The 23,541-nt window shown below is 50.5% G+C and carries 17 protein-coding genes and 2 pseudogenes; 10 read left to right on the forward strand and 9 right to left on the reverse strand.

Going from position 1 to position 23,541, the window contains the following annotated elements:
* Nucleotides 1-77 precede the first annotated feature (77 nt).
* The 3 genes from QC815_RS13275 (at nucleotide 78) to QC815_RS13285 (ending at nucleotide 2,754) form a co-directional block, all read left to right on the forward strand.
* Nucleotides 78-254 (forward strand): DUF427 domain-containing protein, encoded by a 177-nt coding sequence (locus QC815_RS13275; RefSeq protein ID WP_310540404.1) that lies wholly within the window; start codon nucleotides 78-80, stop codon nucleotides 252-254.
* 117 nt (nucleotides 255-371) lie between these two features.
* Nucleotides 372-2,012 (forward strand): RNA-directed DNA polymerase, encoded by a 1,641-nt coding sequence (locus QC815_RS13280; RefSeq protein ID WP_310540256.1) that lies wholly within the window; start codon nucleotides 372-374, stop codon nucleotides 2,010-2,012.
* A gap of 148 nt (nucleotides 2,013-2,160) precedes the next feature.
* Nucleotides 2,161-2,754 carry a hypothetical protein gene (locus QC815_RS13285; protein WP_310540258.1) on the forward strand — a complete coding sequence of 198 codons (594 nt, stop codon included), beginning with the start codon at nucleotides 2,161-2,163 and terminating at the stop codon, nucleotides 2,752-2,754.
* 142 nt (nucleotides 2,755-2,896) lie between these two features.
* Here the strand turns inward: QC815_RS13285 and QC815_RS17390 are convergent.
* The 3 genes and pseudogenes from QC815_RS17390 to QC815_RS13295 form a co-directional block, all read right to left on the reverse strand.
* Nucleotides 2,897-3,107, reverse strand: a pseudogene (locus QC815_RS17390) (hypothetical protein); the annotation flags it as partial.
* Nucleotides 3,108-3,251: 144 nt separating this feature from the next.
* A complete protein-coding gene (locus QC815_RS13290; protein WP_310540259.1) occupies nucleotides 3,252-3,869 on the reverse strand; it encodes a LysE family translocator in 618 nt (205 codons plus the stop codon).
* A 47-nt stretch (nucleotides 3,870-3,916) separates the two neighbouring features.
* Complete coding sequence (locus tag QC815_RS13295; protein WP_310540261.1) at nucleotides 3,917-4,693, reverse strand: 2OG-Fe dioxygenase family protein; 777 nt, start codon at nucleotides 4,691-4,693, stop codon at nucleotides 3,917-3,919.
* 58 nt (nucleotides 4,694-4,751) lie between these two features.
* Between QC815_RS13295 and QC815_RS13300 the strand changes: the two genes are divergently transcribed.
* Together QC815_RS13300 and QC815_RS13305 are read left to right on the forward strand one after the other, a co-directional pair.
* Nucleotides 4,752-5,684: a LysR substrate-binding domain-containing protein gene (locus QC815_RS13300; RefSeq protein ID WP_310540263.1), complete on the forward strand. Its 933-nt coding sequence runs from the start codon at nucleotides 4,752-4,754 to the stop codon at nucleotides 5,682-5,684.
* A 597-nt stretch (nucleotides 5,685-6,281) separates the two neighbouring features.
* A pseudogene (locus QC815_RS13305) lies at nucleotides 6,282-6,398 on the forward strand (PhnA domain-containing protein); the annotation flags it as partial.
* A gap of 135 nt (nucleotides 6,399-6,533) precedes the next feature.
* Here QC815_RS13305 and QC815_RS13310 read toward each other — a convergent pair.
* Genes QC815_RS13310 through hemA form a run of 4 tightly spaced genes read right to left on the reverse strand, consistent with a single transcriptional unit; the run spans nucleotide 6,534 to nucleotide 10,584 of the window.
* Nucleotides 6,534-7,715, reverse strand: a complete 1,182-nt coding sequence (locus tag QC815_RS13310; RefSeq protein WP_310540264.1) for an MFS transporter — start codon at nucleotides 7,713-7,715, stop codon at nucleotides 6,534-6,536.
* 20 nt (nucleotides 7,716-7,735) lie between these two features.
* Complete coding sequence (locus QC815_RS13315; protein ID WP_310540266.1) at nucleotides 7,736-8,818, reverse strand: Gfo/Idh/MocA family oxidoreductase; 1,083 nt, start codon at nucleotides 8,816-8,818, stop codon at nucleotides 7,736-7,738.
* Entirely contained in the window at nucleotides 8,815-9,321 is a 507-nt protein-coding gene (locus QC815_RS13320) for a GNAT family N-acetyltransferase (protein WP_310540268.1), read from the reverse strand. Before QC815_RS13320 ends, QC815_RS13315 begins: the two co-directional genes overlap by 4 nt.
* Before the next feature lie 15 nt (nucleotides 9,322-9,336).
* Complete coding sequence (gene hemA, locus QC815_RS13325; RefSeq protein WP_268900980.1) at nucleotides 9,337-10,584, reverse strand: 5-aminolevulinate synthase; 1,248 nt, start codon at nucleotides 10,582-10,584, stop codon at nucleotides 9,337-9,339.
* A gap of 182 nt (nucleotides 10,585-10,766) precedes the next feature.
* On the opposite strand from hemA, the gene QC815_RS13330 reads away from it, so the two are divergent.
* The 5 genes from QC815_RS13330 (at nucleotide 10,767) to QC815_RS13350 (ending at nucleotide 17,290) form a co-directional block, all read left to right on the forward strand.
* Complete coding sequence (locus QC815_RS13330; protein WP_310540272.1) at nucleotides 10,767-12,176, forward strand: aminotransferase-like domain-containing protein; 1,410 nt, start codon at nucleotides 10,767-10,769, stop codon at nucleotides 12,174-12,176.
* Nucleotides 12,177-12,667: 491 nt separating this feature from the next.
* Nucleotides 12,668-12,991, forward strand: a complete 324-nt coding sequence (locus QC815_RS13335) for a DUF427 domain-containing protein (protein ID WP_310540274.1) — start codon at nucleotides 12,668-12,670, stop codon at nucleotides 12,989-12,991.
* Between the two features lie 205 nt (nucleotides 12,992-13,196).
* Nucleotides 13,197-14,117: a hypothetical protein gene (locus QC815_RS13340; protein WP_310540276.1), complete on the forward strand. Its 921-nt coding sequence runs from the start codon at nucleotides 13,197-13,199 to the stop codon at nucleotides 14,115-14,117.
* A 93-nt stretch (nucleotides 14,118-14,210) separates the two neighbouring features.
* Nucleotides 14,211-15,890 carry an ATP-dependent nuclease gene (locus tag QC815_RS13345; protein ID WP_310540278.1) on the forward strand — a complete coding sequence of 560 codons (1,680 nt, stop codon included), beginning with the start codon at nucleotides 14,211-14,213 and terminating at the stop codon, nucleotides 15,888-15,890.
* 92 nt (nucleotides 15,891-15,982) lie between these two features.
* Nucleotides 15,983-17,290: a hypothetical protein gene (locus QC815_RS13350; RefSeq protein WP_310540280.1), complete on the forward strand. Its 1,308-nt coding sequence runs from the start codon at nucleotides 15,983-15,985 to the stop codon at nucleotides 17,288-17,290.
* A gap of 85 nt (nucleotides 17,291-17,375) precedes the next feature.
* Here the strand turns inward: QC815_RS13350 and recD are convergent, their stop codons facing one another.
* Together recD and recB are read right to left on the reverse strand one after the other, a co-directional pair.
* Nucleotides 17,376-19,742 carry an exodeoxyribonuclease V subunit alpha gene (gene recD, locus QC815_RS13355; protein WP_310540282.1) on the reverse strand — a complete coding sequence of 789 codons (2,367 nt, stop codon included), beginning with the start codon at nucleotides 19,740-19,742 and terminating at the stop codon, nucleotides 17,376-17,378.
* Entirely contained in the window at nucleotides 19,739-23,539 is a 3,801-nt protein-coding gene (gene recB / locus QC815_RS13360) for an exodeoxyribonuclease V subunit beta (protein WP_310540284.1), read from the reverse strand. The genes recD and recB overlap by 4 nt, the downstream gene beginning before the upstream one ends.
* Between the last annotated feature and the right edge of the window lie 2 nt (nucleotides 23,540-23,541).

The raw sequence follows: 23,541 nt of genomic DNA on the forward strand, positions 1-23,541 counted from the left end.
GCACGTTCTTCAGTGCAGAGTTCAGAATATGACATGGATACAACACCCTACCGGTTTGGTCAGGTGTTGCACTCAGAATTTGCGGCCGAGCCCCCTCAAAAACGGCCACCCATTGCCCGTTTAAAGGTGACACGGTGTATTTCTCGCTGGGTGAGAGTAGTGATGTTGCTTGGAGTTATGAGCAGCCGGTTGAAGTGATGGAAGCGTTAGCGGGTAGGGTGGCGTTTGGTGGCGATTCTCAGGTGGAAGTGTAGTGCAGGTTAGTATCTTGGACAGATAAAAAACATGGGGCTAACAAGAAAATAATTATACTTTTTCTCATTTTTTTAAAAATTAAATAATCATTTAAATGGTATATAATTGGAAAAATTATGCAAGTAGTGAGATTAGAGCATTTTGTTAGAGCTGCAGAGGATATTGGCTCTCATGGTGACAATGACATGTTGCCATTTGATATCGATAATAGGTTTATTTCAGACAAAAGTGAACAGTTGGCCAAGGTTGCTTACCAATTTTTTAGCGGTTTAGAAAGAGGTGGGAAAAGTAATGCGAGTGATAAGATAAATTCAATTAATGTGTTTACGGAAAGGCTTTTATCTCCTGCCGGGGCGAGTGGATTTAGAATATCTACCAAAATTCACCCTTTCTGGAATATATATTTAAATGGGTTGGCGATAGCAATAGCAGAAGAAAATGAGGGCAATAGAAGTAGGTTTGCTCATTCATATAGGTTTGTTTCTGTTGGAGATAGTTTGTTTGATAGGGATCAGTCATGGAGAGCATATAAAGAAGCTACAATAAATAATCCAAAAATAAAAGACTCAAATTCCTATGTGGTACAGACTGATATATCAAGCTTTTATGAGCATATATACCATCATAGAGTTGAAAATTGCATAGCTGATCTCTTTGAAAAAGATTCTACTGTAGCTACTCAAGTTGATCGGCTGTTAAGTAAGATTTCATCTGGTCGTTCATTTGGTTTACCTGTGGGAGGGCAATGCTCTCGAATTTTAGCAGAATTGTTAATGACCTCTATTGATCAACTGCTAACACAATCCGGTGTGGTATGGCATAGATATGTAGATGATTACACACTGATTGCAAGTAGCCAAGCTGAAGCTTATAAGTTTTTATCAATACTTTCTAATGCATTAGCGGACTATGGTTTGTCACTTAATAGAACAAAAACTACAATATTGAAGTCGCAGCATTATGAAAATTTTGTTCATGCTCAACTGTTCTCAGAGGACGGGAGTGCAAGCAAGTTAAAAGAAATTGATTTGCACTTTGATCCCTATTCTGATAATCCGGACGAAGATTATGAAGAGCTTGTTGATACAGTACAAAAATTAGATGTGCAACATCTCCTTGGGCTTGAGATTCATAAGAGTCAACCTGATGCCTTTTTGATAGCTCAGATTAGTAGAACTCTTAAACTACATGATACAAGTGTGGCTTTGAATCTTTGTAGAGTTCTACTCTCACCATCTAATTTACATTCGTTTAGGGGGTCGTGGTCTACAATTATAAGAGGTGTAGGTTCATTGCGATCGGATGATGAGTATAAAGGCATTTTTCATGAAATTGACGAGTTGATTGATAACGTTATACTTACATCTAAGCACCTTTTGCTTCCTGAAGCTAATTGCTTACATTTTTTACGTATACTAAGACATCAAAAAACAGATATTAGGTCTCGATATGTTTATCAGGAGGTTTTTGATAATACAAACTCAAGCACGATTAAGCGAGCGTGCATTGATTGCTTTAGGTGTTGGAGGGATCGTCCGTCATTTATTCAAGTAAGGAATTCTTGGCATACATTAAATCCTGAAGTCCAAAGAATGCTCTGGCTGGCATCATATCAGTTTGATGATGAAGGAAGGCATTTTAGAAACCAAGTAAAGAAAACGATTAGCAACTTATGGAGCCTTGGTTTTGAGAAAAAAGGTAGTCAGACTTTTGAAAACTTGTACATAGATTGGGTAGAAAAAAATGCGATTTCATAGATTGCCAGTCAAAGATCCTAGAACCGTAGCTAGAGACATACCAGGTATATGTGATCTTCTTTTTCCTCAATTACTACCTGCGATTATTACCTATTTGAATAGGCACGCTAAGAGCGTAAAGAACTGTGAATCAATACCTGATTCTCATGTGAGAAAAGCATCTATCAATGCTGCAATGCTCTTCGAGGTTGCATACGTAAGAACTGAGCAAATACTGATGGGCAACAGTGATGAAAACTGGGACCTATACTTAAAAGCTGCGTTAAATAGACAGGAAAGATATTTTGATGCGGAGTTGCCAGAGAGTTTTACTGAGCATGATTTAGGTGTTGCGAGAGCTGCTTCTAATAATCTTGTTTTTGCTCTTGATAAATTTAAAGAATGGTCAGGTTTTAGTGTTGAGTTATCACCAACTATTCCTGGTTATCAATGGATTGCAGAAGGTCAGGGGGACTTTTCATTAGGCGCTACTTTGATAGAAGTGAAATGTACAAGCAAAAACTTTGGTTCAGCCGATTATAGGCAATTGTTGATTTACTGGTTGTTAAGTTTCGCTGCCGCTATAGAGGGCAAGTCGAAAGAGTGGAAGAGTTTTGTTTTGTTAAACCCGAGGAGTAATAAATATATTGAATTAGAATTTGATGAGCTTATTAGTTTTTCTGCTGCTGGAAGATCGAAAATCGAAATACTAGAGCTTTTTAATTCAATCGTATCTGATCAGTCAAATAAAGTTAACATTTAGCCGCCCATCATCTTGGTGAAAGTAATATGGAAGACTTAGATGGTTTTTAGGATGGGTTTTTGCTAGTTATTAATAACAAATTATGCAAGTTATTGATGAATAATAACTTCATTACTCATCCTTATCCTCATCACCGCATCATTCAAATCAAAAGCCCGCGTTTGGCTTTGATGAGTGTGAACCATTCGGGGGGGCGCGGATGATGCCGGTGTAGACCTGCTCGCGAGTGAGTATGGGCGTGGTCAGCAGCAGCAGGGCGGTGTGCAGAACTCTAAGCTCTGGGATCTGTGTACTGTCATCGCGAACACGGTTTCTCCCGCGTGCAGGAAGGAAGGCACCACCCAGTGTAAGGGTAATGCTAATATTGCTTATAATTAGCTACAAGCCGTAGTCATAGGAGATAATTAACCCTTTCAGTTTTACGATTCAACACTCTCACGCTATTTTCATGACTGGTTTGTTTAAAATGACCCATAAATATTAAGTAATTTTATTCATTAGGTTGTGATTTTGGTGAAGACTAGCGAGGCACCTAGTGCTATTAGTGCAATGCCAATACCCTTGTCGACGATGCTTTGCCGTTCAAGTATTCGCTTACGCATAGCAGGCGCGGCGAAGAATAGTGCGACAATGCTAAACCAAACCCAGTGGGCGGCTGACATGAATATACCATAGGCAAAATTTTGACTCAGAGTACTATCAGGTTGGACTACTTGGGTATAAGTAGAAATTACAAATAGCATTGTTTTAGGGTTGAGAGCATTTGTGAGAAACCCCATCCTAAAAGCAGCGGTAGGTGATGGAGCGATATTTGAAGTCTCCCCAAACGTTAGCTTTGTTGTATTCGTTAGTGATTTATATCCCAAGAAAATAAGATATGACGCTCCAATGATTTTCATAGCCATAAAAAGCGTGGGAGACTCTACGATAAGTACAGCAATGCCGAACATGGTGTAAAACACATGCACTTGGACGCCGCAGGCAATCCCTAGAGCTGAAAATAAGCCAATACGCGAACCAAATGCATAACTATTGCGCGTTACCATCGCAAAATCTGGGCCTGGACTAATAACTGCTAAAACAGTTATAGTAGCTACTGCTATCAGCTCATTCATCAATGAAACTCCAATAGTGAAGGCGGGGCACATGCCCCGCCTAATTTTCAACGCTTATTGAAAGTAATAACAAGAACATCACGGTAGCCATGCTCATTTGAGTCTTCTGCTGTTATGGGGGTTACCCCATGAAGGGTCCTCTCATCATTTACAATTGCAGCATCGAAGGGTGTAGTGAGAGTGTGTCGAACAAGTTCTTTCCTTTCTCGGTTGTAGATGCTGGTTTCGCCGTTAAGCACATTTTTACGATTGACGAGCATCATAAATACAAAGCTCACTCCATCACGATGGATGCCTTCGGGGGTAGGTAGTGCCTGATTATCAGTAGCAATGATCCGGAATTGATGCACCTCAATATGCCAGCCATAAAATGGGGCGATACTGCTAAATGTTCGTCGGCACAGTTCAAGTGCTGCCATCAATATTTTACAGTCGGCTATTGAAGGCTCTATAGGCGCAAAATCTCTAGCTATCCCACCATTAAGGGTGTTGTAGTCAAGACTCTGGTAATGCGGTTGGCGTGGTTCAGGTTTAACGCTTGAACTGGGCTCAGCACTGTAAACCCCATGGCGACGAAAGCGGTACTTGCCTCCATCTTTCATATGTTGATCTTGTTCCAGGCGGTTCCAGCTGTTCTGAAAGTCTTCCCAATCTTCTAATAAACTTTCGTCATCTAGTGTCAATAGGTTACGCACATGCTTAGCAGGCAGTAGTACGAAGTCATTTTTTGCAATTTCTTTGCACAAATCAATCACTTCGCTATGAACGCGATCATGCATGCGCGGTTGTGGTTGTGGCGGCATTGGGGACGATATATTTTGCATCACTTAACTCCCTGTATAGTTTATGTTGCACCTCTTTTTGAGGTGATTTAATTATTGAATGCTTGAAAAGCTTATAAAAGCGATTTATCGTGAAGTAAATCTGATAGATTTCATCGAGTATATGAAACTTCCATCGCTTGCTTCATTCCGCTTTTTCGAAGCGGCCGCGCAGACAGGTAGCTTTGTTAAAGCCGCCGAATCCTTGCATGTCACACACGGTGCAGTCAGTCGGCAGGTACGGCTTTTAGAAGATGCTTTGGGTGTCGAGCTATTTGAGCGGCGCAATAGGGCCATTTTTCTCAATGCAGCAGGCCGTTCATTACATGAGGTGACTCATTCAGTTTTCGAGCAACTTGAAGGTGCTGTTTATCGACTACAGCATACTGCTCAGAATGAGGTGCTGACTTTATCATGCGAACCAACCATTGCTATGAAATGGCTAATCCCACGATTACCCGCATTTCATGAAGCTAATCCCGATATCAATCTTCATCTAGTTGCTGCAGGTGGCCCAATCGACTTTGCACGAAGCGGCGTTGACTTAGCGCTGAGACGCGATGACTTTCACTGGGAGCCTGATATCTTTGCAGAGAAGGTATGCGATGAGTGGGTAGGGCCAGTAAGCCGAGTTAAGAAGAACATTAATGACAATTTTGAAGGTGAGTGCCTGCTACATGCTGGCACTCGTCCTAATGCCTGGCCAACTTGGGAAAAGCTTTCCAATATACCTACCAAAGGAAGCTGTCGAGTTGAGTATGAACATTTCTATCTATGTATACAGGCTGCTGTTTCTGGTTTAGGTGTCTCTATGGCGTCTTTCTTAATGGTTCAGGACGAATTGGAAAGCGGACAACTCCACGCACCTTATGGTTTTCTGTTGGATGGCTCAGCATACTATCTCTTATCACCTGAACCACTAGACATGAATAACAAATGTGCGTGTTTCGAAAGCTGGTTAAAAAAGGAAATGGCAGCTTGTCTGAAGTCATAACAAGATTAAATGGTTAGCCAGCGATCCAATAACCACTCCTACGCAAACTAACAATTACTGATAACACTAATGATATCTTTAGTAAGTAAAGCGCCTTCGACTGGTGACCATCGCCGCCAAGACACCTATATAATGCTTGAATCGGCACTCCGGCTAGGAGACCAGGATGGCAAGCTAGTTTGTATGCATTCGTGTACGGGACAATATGTACGTTTCTAGGTCATTCATTGGCAAGCCGCCAATTTCCTGGCATTTGGAGCGCCCGACGAAAAAATATAGCCCTAGCGACCATGTATGTTCAGTACGGCGATTTCATCGATTCCCGAGAGAAACGAATCAGTAGCCCCCGTGAATACAGGCATACAAACCGCCGTCGAGATGAGAGGATGCAATATTTGATTCGTCATACGGCGTTCTCTGGTGATAACCGGTAGCTGGTTATCGGATCTCCTTTTCGGCATCAAAGCTATAAGTCCGTAAATCATCAAAATAGATTGTCCCCCCGACCCGCATGACCTTTCCCTGTTGGTGAGCAAACCACAGAAGTTACCACTCATGTCGTGCCCGCCTTACCCCGTTGCCAGTCTGAATATTTTTATCAGTACCAAAGCCGAGATCAAACGGCTCAAAGAAGGCAAAGACCACCAGTTGGACTGCAAGGTAGACGGCGCTGGCGACATGATGGTCACTGCCCAGTTTGTGAAAAAGGCCTGAATAAGATCGCACATCCGGAATCGCGTCGACTGTTCTAGCTAAACGTCGAGACTCATGAACCCTTGGTCCGTGATCGCAGCTCGGCAGCCAGATTGGTGCGAGGCTTACTTTTAGCTGACGCAGCAGATTATATTTCTATTTCTCCTGGCATAATTGAGAGTTGTTTGGCCGGGTATTGAACCGAGTTATCATGACAACTATCTGTACACCCACGGCGATTATAGCGGCAACCGCCGCTGCCTTTGGCAGGGTTGAAGGTGTCAGTAATTCATTCTCGAGCAATACTCCACCAAGCATCGCGCCTATGGCACTGCCCAAATAGTTGGCGGAACTGTTCAAGGCAACTGCGACGCTGCCATGATCCGGTTCCAAGTCGAGCAGAACGTGTTGTTGCGGAGCCAGCGAGGACCAGCCCATCGCCCCCCAGAGGAGAAATGGAAGGAATGACACGACGGCAGGAACCGAGGCAGTTAACGGCAGACTCAGCAGGGAAAGAGAGAGAATCGATAAAATCACAAGAAGCACTATGCCGGGATGGCCGGTCCGATCAATAATGTGTCCTACAGAAAACGCTCCCGCGACACCGCCGATTCCCCATATCCATAAATAGACCGATGGATCCGCTCCCTTTCCTAGGTCGTTCAGCATGGGCGCGATGAAGGTGTATAAACCCAAACTGGCGATAGCCGTAAACAGGGTGACGGTCACTACAGAGGCGATACGAGGGTGCGTCAGCATCTTTAAGCGAGCACGTAGCGATGGTGGAGGGGCGACTGTGACCGCAGGTAGTTTGGCAAGTATCCCTATTACCGTGACTAGGCCTATCAATGCGACCAATAATAGAGTGGCCTGCCAGCCGAATTGTTTGGAAATCTGAATTCCGATAGGTACTCCGACGACCGTTCCGGTACCCATGCCCCCCAAAATCATGCCCAACGCACGTCCCTTGCGCTCTTTCGGGACCAGAGTGCCAGCAACAGCTGCAGCAACTGGTGCGAAAGTACCGGCACCAGCACCGGCAATACAACGCGACACGATTAACAGCGTAAAGCTGCTGACTACGACCGATAGGACATTACCGATTATGAATAGCGTCATAGCCAGTACGAGAATGCGCCGGATCGGTTGGCCTGCCAGCGCTGTTGCGATTATAGGGGCTGCAACGGCATAACAAAGCGTGAAGGCTGTTACCACCTGAGCGGCTTCACCTTCAGAAATACTGAATGAGGCTGCGATGCTGGGTAGTATACCGGCAAGGACATAAGCATCTAGTCCTAGCGCGAACATCGCGCCGGATAAAAGCAAAAGGTTGAACATGGAAGACATCCCAATTGGGCTCAGCCCAAGATTTCGGCCGAGAGAGTGGATGGATCAGCAGGGCTACGGCTGCCGCGGATGCGATAAGTCCCTACAGACACTGCCTCCTGCTCCATCCGGTTGAGGAGCTGCTGCAGACGCAGTGAATTGTCGAGATCGCAAAAGGGGATCTCAGGTTGAATCCTGTTTTCCGTGTAATCGACCGCTGCACGTACAAGCCGGGTTAACTTGGCTATAGTCGGGGTACTCATACGAGAAGTACCGTTATCAGTTGTTATCTCAACCAGGGGTGGGTCATCAGGTCGATCTGGATCACGAATCGTCAGTTGATCGTAATCCCAGTAGGGGGTGTCATAGACTGCATGCGCATATACGTTTGTGCCATCAGGGCGGTTAAAGACGAAGTCGACCGTGCGCTGACGAACGATATTTACGAAGCTGCTGTAGCCAGTAACCACCGCTTTATTGAGTTTGGCTCCGATATACAGGCTATCTAGTATTGACGACCCCGAGATAGAGAAATCTGAGTAGGTGCCGACTGAATGACCAAACTCGAGGTGTGCTGCGTTCCCCATCACATATTCGATCAGATCCAAGGAGTGGATTATTTCACTGACAGCACCACTCGTGCGCCGGTGATCATTGATGCGATCCTTGCCCCATATGAAGTGAACTCTGGATAGCGTTAGGTCGTGGTCATACACATAATTCCTAAGCGCTTGGGTGATCTCGGAATAACGCTCGACCATGTCCATACCAAAGCCGATTGTGCTCTGCATGCTTGTGCCTATACGCAGCAGATCATCAGAGCAATTAATCAGTGGCTTTTCACAAATCACGAAACCACGATATCCCTGAAGCTGCTGAAGCACGCTGTAGTGTTCGCCATCGGATACAGAGACCACCACTATGTCAGGCTTGTATTTTTTTAGAGTGGTTGCGATATCGCCATGAACAGGGATGGCCCCTCTTACAGGGGAACGGTTGACACAAATCGTCTCGATTGTGTCGCATGGCTCATTGGCTCGCTCAAGGTTGAGTTCACTGAAAGCATTCAGAAAACGCTGTCCGGCATAACCAAGTCCGATAATTAGAACTTTCATGATGTGCCCCTTAGACGTGGATGGTAGTAGAGCAGCTCTTCTCCGGAAGGCTCGAAGCCGAATGATGAATAAAGCCGTCGGGCGCTGGGTGTGGTTTCAAGGGTCACCTCCTCAATGCCAAGTTCTGAGAACCATTCCAATAGGAAATGAATCAGGGTCCGGCCAAGCCCCTGCCCGCGCCATGCCGGATCGATAACCACTGTCTGTATCCAACCGACACGCCCGTTAGAGCAATGAACGCCTGGAACCCGTTGATTCACTATGCCAATGGCGCAGCCCATGGCCTGGTTCGTTGTGGACTGGCGTGCGACTGCAACCCGTACCGTTTCATTGTCGGTAAGCCGATATTTGAGCCATTCCTGATAGGCACTCCGCCAGCGTTGTTCATCTTCTCGGTTCCGGGCTGCATAGTGAGCGGGCCCATTCGATAGCAGATAAGAGCGCAGCGTGAGGAGACGGGGAATGTCCCAGTCCATTGCTCTTTCGATAAGGATGTCCACCATGATTGGTTCCCTTACTTACGCTGTAGATATGGAAGATTTGTATTCTTGCCGGGGTTGAAGAAAGGGAATCTCAAACTTATGAAAAGTATCCTCTAGAGCTTCTATTAACTCCCCAATATGTGTCTCGGTATGACAGGGGGTAATGTTGATACGGAAGCGTTCAGTGCCTTGCGCCACAGTCGGCGAGTTAATCGGCTGTATATAAATGTTGTGATTATCGGCTAAATAATTGGCTGCTTGTGTACACTTAATGGCGTTACCAATTGATATTGGAAGGATATGTGTATCTGAACAACTCATGACGGGAATGCGTGCTTCATTTAGCCGCCGTCGAAGTATCCAGCTCTTGGCTAGTAGCGAATGACGCTCTTTTTCCGATTTTTTGAGATGTTCGATGCTTGCGCAGCAGGCCGCTACGACTGCTGGTGGTAGGGCAGTAGTGAAAATGAAGCCAGTACAGTAGGAGCGCACAGCATCAACCAAGGGGAGTGAACCAGCAATGTAACCGCCGATGACCCCGACTGCCTTGGCCATTGTGCCCTGAATGATATCGATCTGGTGATCAATCCCAAGTTCGGCAGCGATACCGGCTCCACGCGGGCCATACATACCTACTGCATGGACTTCGTCAAGATAAGTCAGGGCATTGTGTCGCTTAGCTAATGTAACGATTTCCTGGATGGGGGCGATGTCACCATCCATTGAATAGACAGACTCAAAAACAATAATCTTTGGAACATCTACTGGCGCTGCCTCAAGCTTTCTTGCAAGGTCGTTCACATCGTTGTGGGCGAAAATATGTCGTGTTGCACGGGAACTACGGATGCCATTAATAATGGAAGCGTGGTTGCTAGCGTCTGAAAATACCTGGCAATTATCGAGCAATCTCAGCAGGCATTGCAGAGTAGCGTCATTTGAAGAGAATCCTGTGGGGAAAATCAGAGCGGCTTCTTTATCATGCCAGTCAGCGAGAGAACGCTCGAGATCTATATAGTATGAGTGAGAGCCGCCGATATTTCGTGACCCGCCGGCCCCAGCCCCATGAGAACTGACGGCAAGGGCCATTGCCTCAAGAACAGATGGGTGTTGGGACATGTTGAGGTAATCGTTGCTACACCAGATCACCGCGCGTTCATCATAATTGCCATCCAGATAACATTGGGGATACTCACCGCAGACACGGTCGATTTGACGGAATACGCGATACTCTCCCGATGCTTTCAACGCATTGACTCTATCCTCGAAAAGATTGCGATAGCGCATAGTGGCTCCGATAGGTTGACGATGAGTAAAAACCGGCCACAACGCATGAAGCGGTGTGTGACTTGAAGACACCGACATGCTCTCCGAACACAGACGTAGGGGTACAGATACAGGTGGGAAGACTTTGCGAGGCACAGAATTGCTAATTTATAATCTGTACCCTACTTTCAGCGAGATGCAAAATGCAGGCGCCGATTTATCAGGATCTTGCTGACACTATCGAGGATATGATCCGCAGCGGTGTTTATGGGGCGGGTGAGCGGATGCCATCAATTCGTGCACTCAGCCGAGAGCGAGGGGTCAGTATCTCGACAAGTGTGCGAACCTATCATGAACTTGAACGCCGCGGTGTAGTTCAGGCGTTACCGAGATCAGGCTATTTCGCGGTTGGTCAGCATGAGTCTACCGGGTTACCGGCAATGGCTCGTTTCAGTGAGCAACCCTTACAGGCCAGTAGTGGTTCGGGCGTGCTGAAAATACTCGAAGCTGCCCACGATACCAGTGTCGTCGATTTCGCGACTGCCCGGCCTGCTATTGATGTCCTCCCGGATCGAGAACTGCTCCGTGCGAGTCGCCAAGTATGGAAGATCGAGCGTAGGCGGTTGATGAGACCTGCGTATCCGCCGGGTATTGAGGAGCTCCGTATACAAGTGGCAAGACGCTTGGCAAAAGTTAATTGCTTGGTCAGTCCTGACGAATTGATCATAACGCAGGGTTGTCAGGCAGCTATGGCGCTGGCACTGCGAATATTAACCGAACCGGGTGATGTGGTTGCTGTTGAGGCTCCAACGCACTATGGAATTCTGGAGTTGGTCGAGCACCTTGGCCTGAAAGCCCTACCGATTCCCACTGATCCGGCCTATGGCATCTCTATGAACGCCCTCGAGCTGGCGTGTCAGCAGTGGTCGTTGAAGGCCTTTATCGTTGTCCCAAATTTCAGCAATCCGCTTGGCTATTGTATGTACGACGTATGCAAACAACGCATCGTTGATGTCGCCCGGCGCTATGACGTGGCTGTTATCGAAGATGATGTCTTTGGCGAGCTGCGCGAGAATCGTCAGCGCCCCAGTCCAATCAAGCGTTGGGACGAAGAAGGCCTCGTCTACTACTGTGGCTCGACTTCCAAAATGTTCGGTTCAGGTTCTCAGGTGGGCTGGCTGACGGTGCCTCGTGAGGTTATGCAAAAAGCTAGAGAGATTCAGTATGCCCACACCGTTACCGTTGATATGTATGCCCAGTTAGCTACAACAGAGCTGTTAACAAATTCCAACATTGACCGTTTTCTCAATCATGCCTCTGTGGAGTACAACCGACGTACAACAGCCTTGGCATGTCGTGTGGCGGATAGCTTTCCAGCAGGTACTCGGATCAGCCGACCCCGGGGAGGTTATCTGCTGTGGGTCGAGCTTGCCGAGGGCACAGATACCTCGGAGGTGTTCGGTGAGGCGTTAAAACAGGGGATATCTTTTGCACCTGGTGCACTTTTTTCTGTTGATCACCAGTTCAGCAATTGCTTACGTCTCAATGCCAGCGAGTTTAATACCCGAAAGTCGGAAAAAGCGTTGATCCGATTGGGTAAATTGTTTGACTGAATACAAAAGAACATCGTCATTGAACACCACAAGCTATCATGTTGGATAAACTTTTGAATCCCATACGATCAGATGAGCTTCGGCGGATGAGCCTCTAGCTAGTACTGATCCGCATTCGAGGCACCTCGACGACATCGAGCTATCACCTTCTTAATCCGTTCTTCGGCGAACTACTCGGCTTGTCTAATACTAGGGGAGCTGTTGCGCATGGCGGGTTTCATTGGGGGCAGCGTTGATTGTATTCGGTCTGCTCCTGACCACCCAGGCAAGCTGGAGGGTAAGGCAGAGTTAATTACCAACACCGAACCCCGCGCAGTGCTCCATCACGCCAGTCAAGGCAGTGGTGGGTCGGTCGCAGTGAAATAGATGCGGCATAAATATGACCCAAGTCATATCCGTAGCCTAAAGTTTGATGAGGCAAGCGTGGGATTCAACGAATTTTGCTGCTAGGCTAATTTTACTAGAGCTACAAAGCCGCAGGGAACAATCTAATGCCGCAGGCACCACGCATCGAGCACCACCCCGTTAGCCAACGCGTGCAGGTGCATGTGGAGGAGAAGCTGCTTGCCGACTCCAATCAAGCCCTCGAACTGCGTGAAATCGGCTACCCGCCGCGCCATTATTTCCCGCGCGAAGACGTGAGGATGGATTTGCTTACCCCCTCTGAAACGACGAACCATTGCCCCTTTAAAGGGCATACGGTGTATTTCTCGCTGGGCGATAAACAAGATATTGCCTGGAGCTACGAACAGCCGATTGAAGGGATGGAAGTGATAGCAGGTAGGGTGGCGCTTGGTGGGGCAGAGAACGAGTGACGTCTTTTGATCCGGAGCGGACGTGCTGTGAAATGTAGCAGGAGCGCGAATTTTGGATATGCAGCCTAATGAAAATTAATAGCCAAATGAATCATAGGCTTGGAAGAGCCTGACAGGCTGCATTTGTTGGGAAAAAGTGTTGGCACGTTCAATCAATCATAGAACGCGCCGTCTAATACGCTGTTAAAGGGAATATTTTTCAGGCATGAAGTTTAAAAATTTATCTTTTGTATTCATTTGGCTTTTTCTGCTCGTATCTCTAGCATTCATACCTCAACGCAGTTTGATTCCACCTTTCTCCGTAGAGGCTGCCTTGTCTTGGATAGGGATTTTTGCCCTTTCGGTGCTCACAATAAGAAGCCTATTTAAAGCTAGAAATGAGTACGGCGAGTTTTTTCTACTTTTAAAGTCCAAGTTGAAGCCTAAGCCGCTCAAGGCAAGCAAAACAGTTGATCGATTAATATTGAGTGGTGGTGCCTGTTGGTTTCTGATTCTTCTTTTTAAGGATAGCCTTTTCCTCATACCTCTGTTTATTTTTGGTGCGATTCTGATGGTTTGGGGGCTTTCTCTATACTTAGAGGAAAATGGAGTTTATAAGTTTTCGGAGACACGCCTCTCCAATAAGTGGGTTTTGGCTGCAATATCTTCCTCTGTTTTATATTGGGCGGGCTTCACGGCTGCATCACAAATAAATTCAGTTTTTGGTATCGATCCTAGCTTTTTCCCTTTTTCCTTCTCGGCAATGATTGTATTTAACGTTGCCACCTTGCTATTTCTGTTAATGATTCCGGTTCTCCTTGCTTCAAGCGCTGTTATGGTAGTTGGTTTTATATCTGAGGTTAAAAATAGAGAGGTGAGCAAAGACAATTCTGCAATACTACCGTTCGTAATAACCTTTAGCGCCTACGCGTCAATTTTTGGACTGATGATGCTGCAGCCTGCAGTACAAGTGCAAGCAGCGAGGTCAATAGCTTTGAAGACAGACTTCAACTCAAAAAACGTATGTCAGTCAGAGTGGCTCAATGGGAGGCCCGTCATATTTATAGGTCCAAACTCGAAATACGTTTTGGCGCAATCAAAAGAAAATGCCGAAGAGTTCAAGGTCCAAGAATGTCTACCTCTTTAACAATCGCGTCAACGGGATCGCTTTGTTCCGCTGCCGCTCCACAAATCGGCCCGTTACGCCGGCGTTATACAGAAAAATTCGAATGAGGTTTATATGAAGCTACGGAAGGTAATCGTCCACAACTTTCGTTCAATTTTGGATAGTGAATTTGAAGTATCTAATTATGGACTGATAGTTGGTGAGAACAATTCGGGAAAGACGAACCTTCTAAGCGCGTTGCGTGTTTTCTATGAGGATGGAGGCACTAAGTTCGAGCCATCTAGAGATTTTCCCAAGGTTGCGACTAGTGATAATGAATCATGGATAGAGCTGCACTTTGCAACAACAGATATTGAACAAGACGGATTGAGGGATGCATATAGATCTTCAGATAAGGTTCTGAGAGTCCGGAAGTACCTCCAATCTGATGAAGGAAAGGTTAAGGCAAAACAGTCTAATATCTATGCTTACGAAGATGGATCATTGTCTGAAAATCTTTTCTACGGGGCTGCAAATATATCCTCATCTAAGCTTGGCTCAATTATTTACATACCCGCTGTAAGTAAGGTGGAAGATACACTTAAAACAACAGGGCCTTCTCCTTTTAGAGATTTGATTAATCTTGTAATGAAGAAGGTCATAGCGAAGAGCCCAATTTTTGAAAGCCTAAATATAGCCTTCTCTGATTTTAACGAAAGTTTCAAAGAAGAAGAGTCGAGCGGCCTATCTATAGAAGCGATAAAAAATGATATTAATGGGGAGCTTTCGCAATGGGGTGTTGGGTTAGATATTGAGGTTACTCCAATAAAAACCGACGATCTTGTTAAGAATCTTCTGAAGCCACATATAGAAGACCAGAAATTAAATGGGCAACGAGTCGACATCGGCTCATTTGGTCAAGGTCTTCAGCGGCATTTAATCTATACGCTTATAAAAATGTCTGCGAAGTATTCCAACACTGCGCCGCAGAGTAAAAAAGAATTCAATCCCGACTTTACGCTGTTATTGTTCGAGGAGCCAGAGGCTTTCCTTCACCCTTCTCAGCAAGACGTGCTTTTTAGAAGCCTTAAAGAATTGGGGAATACCGAAGGTCAACAAGTACTGGTGTCCACGCACTCTGCACAATTCGTAGGAAAATCAGTCGATGATATTCTATCAATCGTTCGCTTACACCGGACTGAAGAGCACACTGAAATTCATCAGTTAACTAGCGCCAAGCTACAGGACCTTTTGGATAACAACCTGGTTGCCGCGAGAGCATTTGGCGAAGACGCAGATCCTGCTTTCGATCAAAAGGCAAGGATGGCGGACGAAGAGCTTAGATATTTTCTTTGGCTAGATTCGGAACGGTCGAGCTTATTCTTTGCCAGGCATGTTCTGCTTTGCGAGGGTGCATCAGAGAAAGTCTATTTAGACTACTTGGCAGACAATGAGTGGGGTTTTCTGAGGGATTCCAGAGTTTATGTTTTGGATTGTCTTGGAAAATTCAACCTACACAGGTTTATTCATTTACTGACTGAACTCGGCGTACCTCATTCTGTCCTTTTTGACGGCGATAATGACCGGGGTAAACATCAGAAATGGAATCAAATAGTAAATGATGCGGCTACGCATCTTACTCTGGGAATCCATCAGTTTGATGAGGATTTAGAGGATTTTCTTGGTTTACCTAAACCAGCAGGAAGACCTGACTTAAAACCCATCAACGTTATAAAAAGTCATGTTTCTGGAGGCATCGACGCAGCCAAAAAGCATGATCTTGAGAACATTGTCCGAAAAATCATGAATGTATAACAAAGTGGTCAACGGGACGCCAACTACGCTGCGCTCCGTTGCCGCCCATTACCACCGGCGTTAGATCATAAGAATTATTTAGGGAGATTAATTTGGACATCGAAGATGAGTACAACCAAGAAGAAATTGAGGAAGCAGAAAGGGCTAAACAACTCGTTGACGAGATAATCGAGCGTTGCGAAGAAGCCGGCATTGAATATGAAGATTTATGTGCCACTGAAGATTTTGGCATTGTCGATGTTAATCTTGATATCTATTTACCATCAGGTCGAAAAAAACGGGAAGTAAATCTTTACAGCATTGATGACCTTGAAGAATTAGTCAGTATTGATTTTGAAAAATATGTTGTTATTGGTAATTACGCCGCGGTATGTTGTTACGATAAAGGTACAATCGAAACTGCCTTTCAAGTAGTTGACGAGGTCCGGGTAAGCCTTCCGTTTTTTCGGCGTCGTTTGCTTAAGAAGCTTGGGTTGATGGTTGACGGAGAGAATGAAATTACTCCAGTTGAACTTAGCTCAGATGTTGGTGGACACAAAGTGAGAATCACATTAGGACCACTAAGCAAAGAGCTTCATGTATTGGCTGCCCCACCTCGCGGGCTAGATATTGGGTTAGTGATTCATCACCCAAAATTTTCTACTCATGCTGACGCACTGCGTATTCTAGAGAAGTTTTGTCACGCTTTGTTTTTTCAAATTGAATCAAAAGCAAGCTTGGGAATAACACTGCTAAGAAAGCGAGATCGAAGAATTTCGTTAATTTCAAATAAAAACCCAATTAAACTTGAGTTTCCAAAATACGAATATGATGATGGCCCTATGGCCCTCTATTGGTATGCTCGTAGTGCTAAAAACATGCCTTTGTTGCAATTTCTGGCATTCTATCAGGCTATAGAGTTCTATTTTCCCGCATACTTTAATGCTGAAGTAAGTAAAAAGATGAGGACAATAATTAAGGACCCTGCGTTCCGGGTAGATCGTGAGGCCGATCTTGCACGGTTAGTTAATGCAGCTAGGTCTAGATCAGGAGCAACAGGCAGCGAGAGAGAGCAGTTGCGGGCGACATTACGCGAGTGTATTGATGATGAAGTAATTGCTAGTTTTCTTGAAGATAGTAAAGAAAGACCTGATTTTTTCTCCTCTAAGCAAAAAGGACTTACTGCTTGCACGTTAAACGCAAAGAATAAAGGAGCAACTTTGGTTGATCAGGTAGCTGATCGAATATATGACATTAGATGTAAAGTGGTGCATGTAAAGGCAGAAGAAGGTGAAACAGAGTTAGAGCTTTTGCTACCGTATACTGAAGAGTCAGAAAAACTTGGCCACGATATCGAATTGGTTAGAATTGTAGCCAGAAAGGTTCTTGTTGCCTCCAGCAGCGCTATACGGGCTTCTTGAGATATGAATATAACAAGTGCAGACACGGCGACGCCCATTACATTGCGCCTTTGGCTCCACTCCATGTGCGCGCATGCTGCAAGCGTTAAATTTCCTCCAACCCACTAACCCTCATAACCTCCCTAGTCACCGCCTCATTCAACACCCCGCGCTTGGCTTCGACGAGCGTGAGCCAATCGCGGGCGCGGGTGATGCCGGTGTAGACCAGCTCGCGGGTGAGGATGGGGTTGATGGTGGGCGGTAGCAGCAGGGCGGTGTGGTTGAACTCCGAGCCTTGAGATTTGTGCACCGTCATCGCGAACACGGTTTCTACCGTGTGCAGGCGAGAGGGCAGCACCCAGCGGATGGGTTTTTCTACATCGCTTGTAGGGAAGGCGACTCTAAGTAGCGTTTTACCCGGCGTGCGGGGATCAGGCACTGCTAGCGTGATGCCGATATCGCCGTTCATCAGTTTCAGCCCGTAGTCGTTTTGAGTGACCAGCACCGGGCGGCCTTCATACCAGCCTTTTTCCAGCGTGAAGTCACTCCCATACAGCAGTTTTTCGTGGCGCAGCGTTTTGGCGATGCGCAGGTTCAAACCTTCTACTCCCCACGGCCCTTTGCGCAGCGCGCAGAGCAGCTGGAAGTGGCTGTAGGCGCTTAACACATTGCTTGCCCAGTCGTTGTAGGCGTCTGCATTTTCCTCAAACGATGCCCCGCGCGGTCGCTGGGTGTTCAGTACGTTCAGGTAGTGGCGGTAGCCGGTGGGTGGGGCGATGGGGGCGCCGTTGTGGTCGGTGCGGCCTTCGCCGCCGTTGATAAATTTATCGTGGCTGCCGTGAATGACCAGTTTATCCAGCGCGGCGTCGTCGGTCAGCGTCAGGTGGTGCAGGTCCGGGTAGCCGTGGCGCAGTACCTTGTTCAGCGCCTGGTGTTTTTCCTGGTCGCTTTGGGCGTGGCTTGGCTGGTTGATTGCCTGTGCCAGCTGGCCGATGCCGCTGTACTCGTTAAAGCGGTGGCTGACCCGCAGCATGGTAATCGCCTGGTCGAGGGGCTGGCCCTGGGCGTCGATGTAGTCCGGCGGCAGTGGCTGGCCGGTGGCGCTTTCCAGCCATTGGGCGGTCTCTGGCGTGTAGTGGGCAGCCTCGGCGCGGCGGCACAGGTCGCCCAGTACGGCACCGGCTTCCACCGAGGCGAGCTGGTCTTTATCTCCCAGCAGTACCAGCTGCGCCTGGGCGGGCAGGGCGCGCAGCACGGCGGTCATCATTTCGATATCCACCATCGAGGCTTCGTCGATCACCAGCACGTCCAGCGCCAGGGGATTGGCGGCGTTGTGGCGGAAGTGGCGGGTGTCGGGCCGGGCGCCCAGCAAGCGGTGAAGTGTGGTTACCTCAGTGGGAATAGACGCCTTTAGCTGTTCGGTAACGGCTTCATCGCACAGGTCGGCCAGTGCCTCCGTCGGCAGCAGGCTTACCTGACCGGCGATGGATTCATTTAGCCTGGCGGCGGCTTTGCCGGTGGGCGCGGCGAGGCGGATGCGTAGCGGTTGGGCATCGGGCTCAGCCAGTTGCAGGGTTTGCAGCAGGGCGAGCAGGCGCACCACGGTGGTGGTTTTACCGGTGCCGGGGCCGCCGGTGATGATGCCGAAGCGGTTGCGGGCGGCGAGTGCGCAGGCGGTTTTTTGCCAGTCTAGGGTGGTGGTGGGCTGGAATAGAGTATTCAAAGCTTGGGGGAGTATTCCGGGGTGACTATCGTCACCCATCGCCCGATGAATCTGGCTCCTACAAGTACCAGCGGGCTCCGTGCCTGAATCTATCGTCCAATGAATTGGGCTCCTACAAATACCGTTACCTTCTTCGCCGGTGAGGCGGTTGGCGATTTCCTGGTGCAGGGTTTGTTCGTATTGCCAGTAGCGGCGTAGGTAGAGCTTGGTGGTGTTGCCGTTGTGGCTGACGACCAGCGGGGTATTGCCGGGGCCGTTGCTGGCTAGCATGGGGTGGTGCAGGGCGGCTTGCCAGTCGGCGAGCGTTAGCGTGGCGAGCACCTGGCTGGGCAGCGGCGGCGGGTCGGTTAGGTCGTCGCCTTCCGGCGGCAGCGAGAGCGCAAAGTCCGGCGCGTTGAGCGTGGCGTTTAGATCCAGGCACACATGGCCGCGGCCTAGCTGGTGGCTGGCAAGCGCGGCGCCGAGTAGCAGCAACGGTGGGGCGTCCGGTGCTTCCATGGCGAGGAAGCGCACCAGGGCGCGGTCCAGGTCCCGCAGCCAGCCACGTGCTACCCAGCGTTCGCACAGTGCCAGTAGTTCGGTCGTGTCGCTTAGCGCAATGTGAGCGCTTACTTGCGTGGCATCCGTCGTGGGCGTTGGTTCGCTTGCCTCTCTCTTCTCTTTTGGCTCGCTCGTTTCGGCGGCGGTATCGTCGAACAGGTCAAACGTTTGGGTGTCGCCTGGGTGGCCGTTGGTGCTTTTGCGGCTCATAGCGTGGCCTCTTGCGACGTGGTGGAAACCGGCTCACCGGCAAACAGGGCATCCAGGGCTTCGATCAGTTCAACCGGGGCGGGCTCGGCAAAGACGCCGCGCCCTGGGCTGCGGCTGCCGCGCAGAAACACCGTCATCGAGCCGCCCAGGTGCTGGTGGGGGTCGTAGTCGGGCAGGCGTGCCTTGAGTAGCCGGTGCATGGCCAGCAGGTAAAGCGCGGCCTGCAGGTCGTAGCGTTTGGTCAGCAGCGCCTGGCGCAGGGCCTCGGGTTCGTAGGCGCTGTCATCCGGCCCCAAATAGTTGGATTTCCAGTCCAGCACGTAGAAGCGCCCTTGGTGCTCGAAGGCCAGGTCGATAAAGCCTTTCAGCATGCCGTTCAGGGTGTCGGCATCCAGCGCGGGCCGTTCAATCCCATGCAGTAAGTGCTTGCTAACCAGGGCGTCGATGGCCTGGGTGTTGACCTGTTTGGCGGCGAACCAGAACTCCAGCTCGACCTGATAGCTGCCAAGCTCGGTGAGCGGAACGCTGTCGCTGTGGTTCAGCGGTAAGGGCGTGGTTAGCAGTGTGGTGAGCCAACCGGCCAGCGGTTCTTGCCATGCCTGCCAGCCGCGCAGTTGCACCCGCCGCCAGAGCAGATCATCAAGGGTAGCGCTGTCGGTCGCGGCGGTGGCAAAGCCTTCCCTGCCTGCCCATTCCAATAAGCCGTGCAGGAAGGTGCCGGGGCCGGGGCCACGCGGAAACTTGTGCAGGTGAAACGCGTCCGGCTCGGAGAGATCCTGAGGTTCATCCAGCACTTCGAACGCCGTGGCTTCCTGGGCGGTGGTGGGCTCCAGGGGCGTGGGCACGGGGGCGGTGAGCGTACCGGAAAGGCGCAGCGCCGAGTAGCTGGCAATCCACCAGTGTTCCTTGGCGGGGCGTTTGGGCGTGCGGGCGTGCCCCAGGGTGGTGGTTTGCTGGGGCGGCGCAAGGCGCAGCGCCGTGGGCTCGGGGGGCGCATCAACGCGAATGTCGCTGCCTTCAACCAATTCCGCCAGCTTGGCGGTGAGTGCCTCCGGGTCGAGGGGCTTGCCACCGTTGATCAGGTGGCCGATGGCGCTGTTTTCCAGCCCCTTGAGCGGCGCCATACCCAGCCAGGTGGCGTGGCGGGCGCGGGTGAGCGCCACGTAAAGCTTGCGCAGGTCTTCGCCCAGGCGCTCGCGGTCGGCGGTGGCTAGGGTCTCTTCATCGGCGCTCAGGCTGAGTTGCAGGTTGCCGAGGGCGTCGTGCCAGCGCAGCGGCAGGTCCTTGTCGCTGACCGGGCGGTGGTTGGCGATAAACGGCAGAAATACCAGCGGGTACTCAAGCCCCTTGGACTTGTGGATGGTGACCACCTTGACCAGGTCGGCGTCGCTTTCCAGGCGCAGCTTGTGGCTGTCGCCGTGGCTTTCCGGGTCGGCGATGGCGTCGTAAAGAAAGCGAATCAGCGCGTGTTCGCCGTCCAGTTCAGCGCTTGCCTGCTGGAGTAGTTCGCCCAGGTGCAGCAGGTCGGTAAGCAAGCGCTCACCGTCTTCGAACTCGGCCAGCAAGCGGGCGGGAATGTCGAAGTCCACCATCATGCGGCGGACCAGCGGCAGTACGCCCTGGCGCTGCCAGAGGCGGTGGTAGTGGCTGAACTGCTCGACCCGCGCTTCCCAGGCCAGCTCGCTTTGTTGCAGGTGGTCCAGGTCGGCCAGGGTAAGACCTAGCACCGGCGTGGCCAGGGCGGCGCGCAGGTGGGCTTCGGCCTGGCGGGAGCTGGCCAGCGGTTCGGCGCAGGCGCGCAGCCAGCGTTCTACCTGGGCGGCCATGGGTGAGCTGAATACCTTGTCGTGGTCGGAAAGGTAGACGCTTTTGACGCCACGGCTGGCCAGCGCCAGGCGAATCGCACGGGCTTCCTGCAGGCCGTTGACCAGCACCGCCATGTCGGAAGGCTTGAGCGGCGTGAGCTGGTCGTCTTTCTGGAAGCCACTTTCTGCCTGTTGCCCGGCGCTGAGCAGTTCGGTCATGTGCGAGGCGCAGCGCTCGGCCATCTCGGTCTGGTAGGCGGTTTTGGAAAGCGGTTCTTCGCTTGGAAGATTCCAGAGCGTCATGGCGGGCAGCGGTTGGCCCTGGTGTCTCAGCTGTTCGTCGCGGCCTTTGGCGGTCACAGGTTGGAAGGGCAACGGGTTGTCGCCGTCTTCTTCGCGGAACAGAAACGCCCCGGCGGGTTGCCGGTCGGCGTAGGCGAAGCAGTGGTTGACGGCCTCGACCATGGCGCGGCTGGAACGGAAGTTGGTGCCCAGCGTGACGTGGCGGCCGGCGGTGTCCTGGCGGGCCTGCAGGTAGGTGAAAATATCCGCGCCGCGAAAGGCGTAGATGGCCTGCTTGGGGTCACCGATCAGCAGGATGGCGGCGTCGCGGCGGGGCTTGGCGACCTCGAACACCGCGTTGAAGATGCGGTACTGGATGGGGTCGGTGTCCTGGAACTCGTCGATCAGCGCGACGGGGAACTGGCGCAGGATCTGCGCGGCCAGGGCTTCGCGGTTGGGGCCTTGCAGGGCGCGGTCCAGGTGGCTGAGTAGGTCATTGGGGCCCATTTCGGCGCGGCGTTCCTGTTCGCGTTCCAGGCGTACCTTGCACCATTGCACGGCGTGAATCAGCAGGTCGTTGCGCGGTTCCGGCAGGGCCTTGAGCGCCTCGGGCAGTTCGGCCAGCGCTTCAAAGGCTTGTGGGCAGGGCGGCGTGCCATCTTTCCATATCTCGGCCATGCCCTCCGGGGTGAGGCGTTTCCAGGCGGCGGGCGTCAGCGCGGGGCGTTCCAGGTCGCTTTCGCTCCATTCGCGCAGCGCGCCCAGCCAGTTGGCGCGGCTTTTAGCGTTGAAGCTTTGGCCTTTGAAGGCCTTGCGCTTGGCGGCGTCTTCAAGCGCGGGCACCAGTTCGTCCAGCCAGGTGGGCCAGGGGGCTTTCAGGGTGCTGAGCGTTGCCTGGCGTTCGGCCTCGGCGGCGCTCAGGGTCTCCGCCGGGTCGGGGCGCTGGCTGCCGAGGGCCTCGCTTTCGGCGAGCAGCCGGGCGACCTGGGCGTGCAGCTCGTCGGGGGATTTCCAGTAGCGGGTAATGTGGCCGAGTGCTTTGGCATCCAGCGGGTAGTAGAAGGTGCGCCAGTAGTCGCGCACCACTTCCTGTTCCAGCTCGTGCTGGTCGTTTTCCAGGTCGAGGGAGAACAGGCTGCCGCTGTCGAAGGCGTGCTCGCGCAGCATGCGGTAGCACCAGCTGTGGATGGTGGAAACCGCCGCTTCGTCCATCCATTCCGCGGCCAGCTCCAGGCGCCGGGCGCAGGCGGGCCAGGTGGCTTCATCGTATTGGGCGCGGAGCTTTAGGAGCAGCGGGTCTAGCTTGGCTTGCGGTGCTGCTCCGCCGGGGGTATGCCGTAGAGGAGGTTGTCCGACAGGGATGTCGGACGTAGCGCCCAAGGATGGGTTCACAGCGCCTCCTCGTAGGCATACCCCCGGCTCCTCATGCAATACTTCTGCCCGAAACACCCCGGCGGCTTCTACCAGCCGGTTGCGGATGCGTTCGCGCAACTCCTGGGTGGCGGCGTTGGTGAAGGTGACGACCAGGATTTCCGGCGGCGTCAGCGGTCTCACAAAGGCGGTGTCGTCTTCGCTGTGCTGACCGCCCAGCACCAGTCGCACGTATAAAAGCGCAATGGTGAAGGTCTTGCCGGTGCCCGCGCTGGCTTCTATTAGCCTGCTGCCGTGGAGGGGTAGGCGTAATGGATCGAGTGGTGCGGGCTGGCTCATGA

This window comes from Vreelandella gomseomensis, assembly GCF_031451645.1.
GTDB lineage: Bacteria > Pseudomonadota > Gammaproteobacteria > Pseudomonadales > Halomonadaceae > Vreelandella > Vreelandella gomseomensis.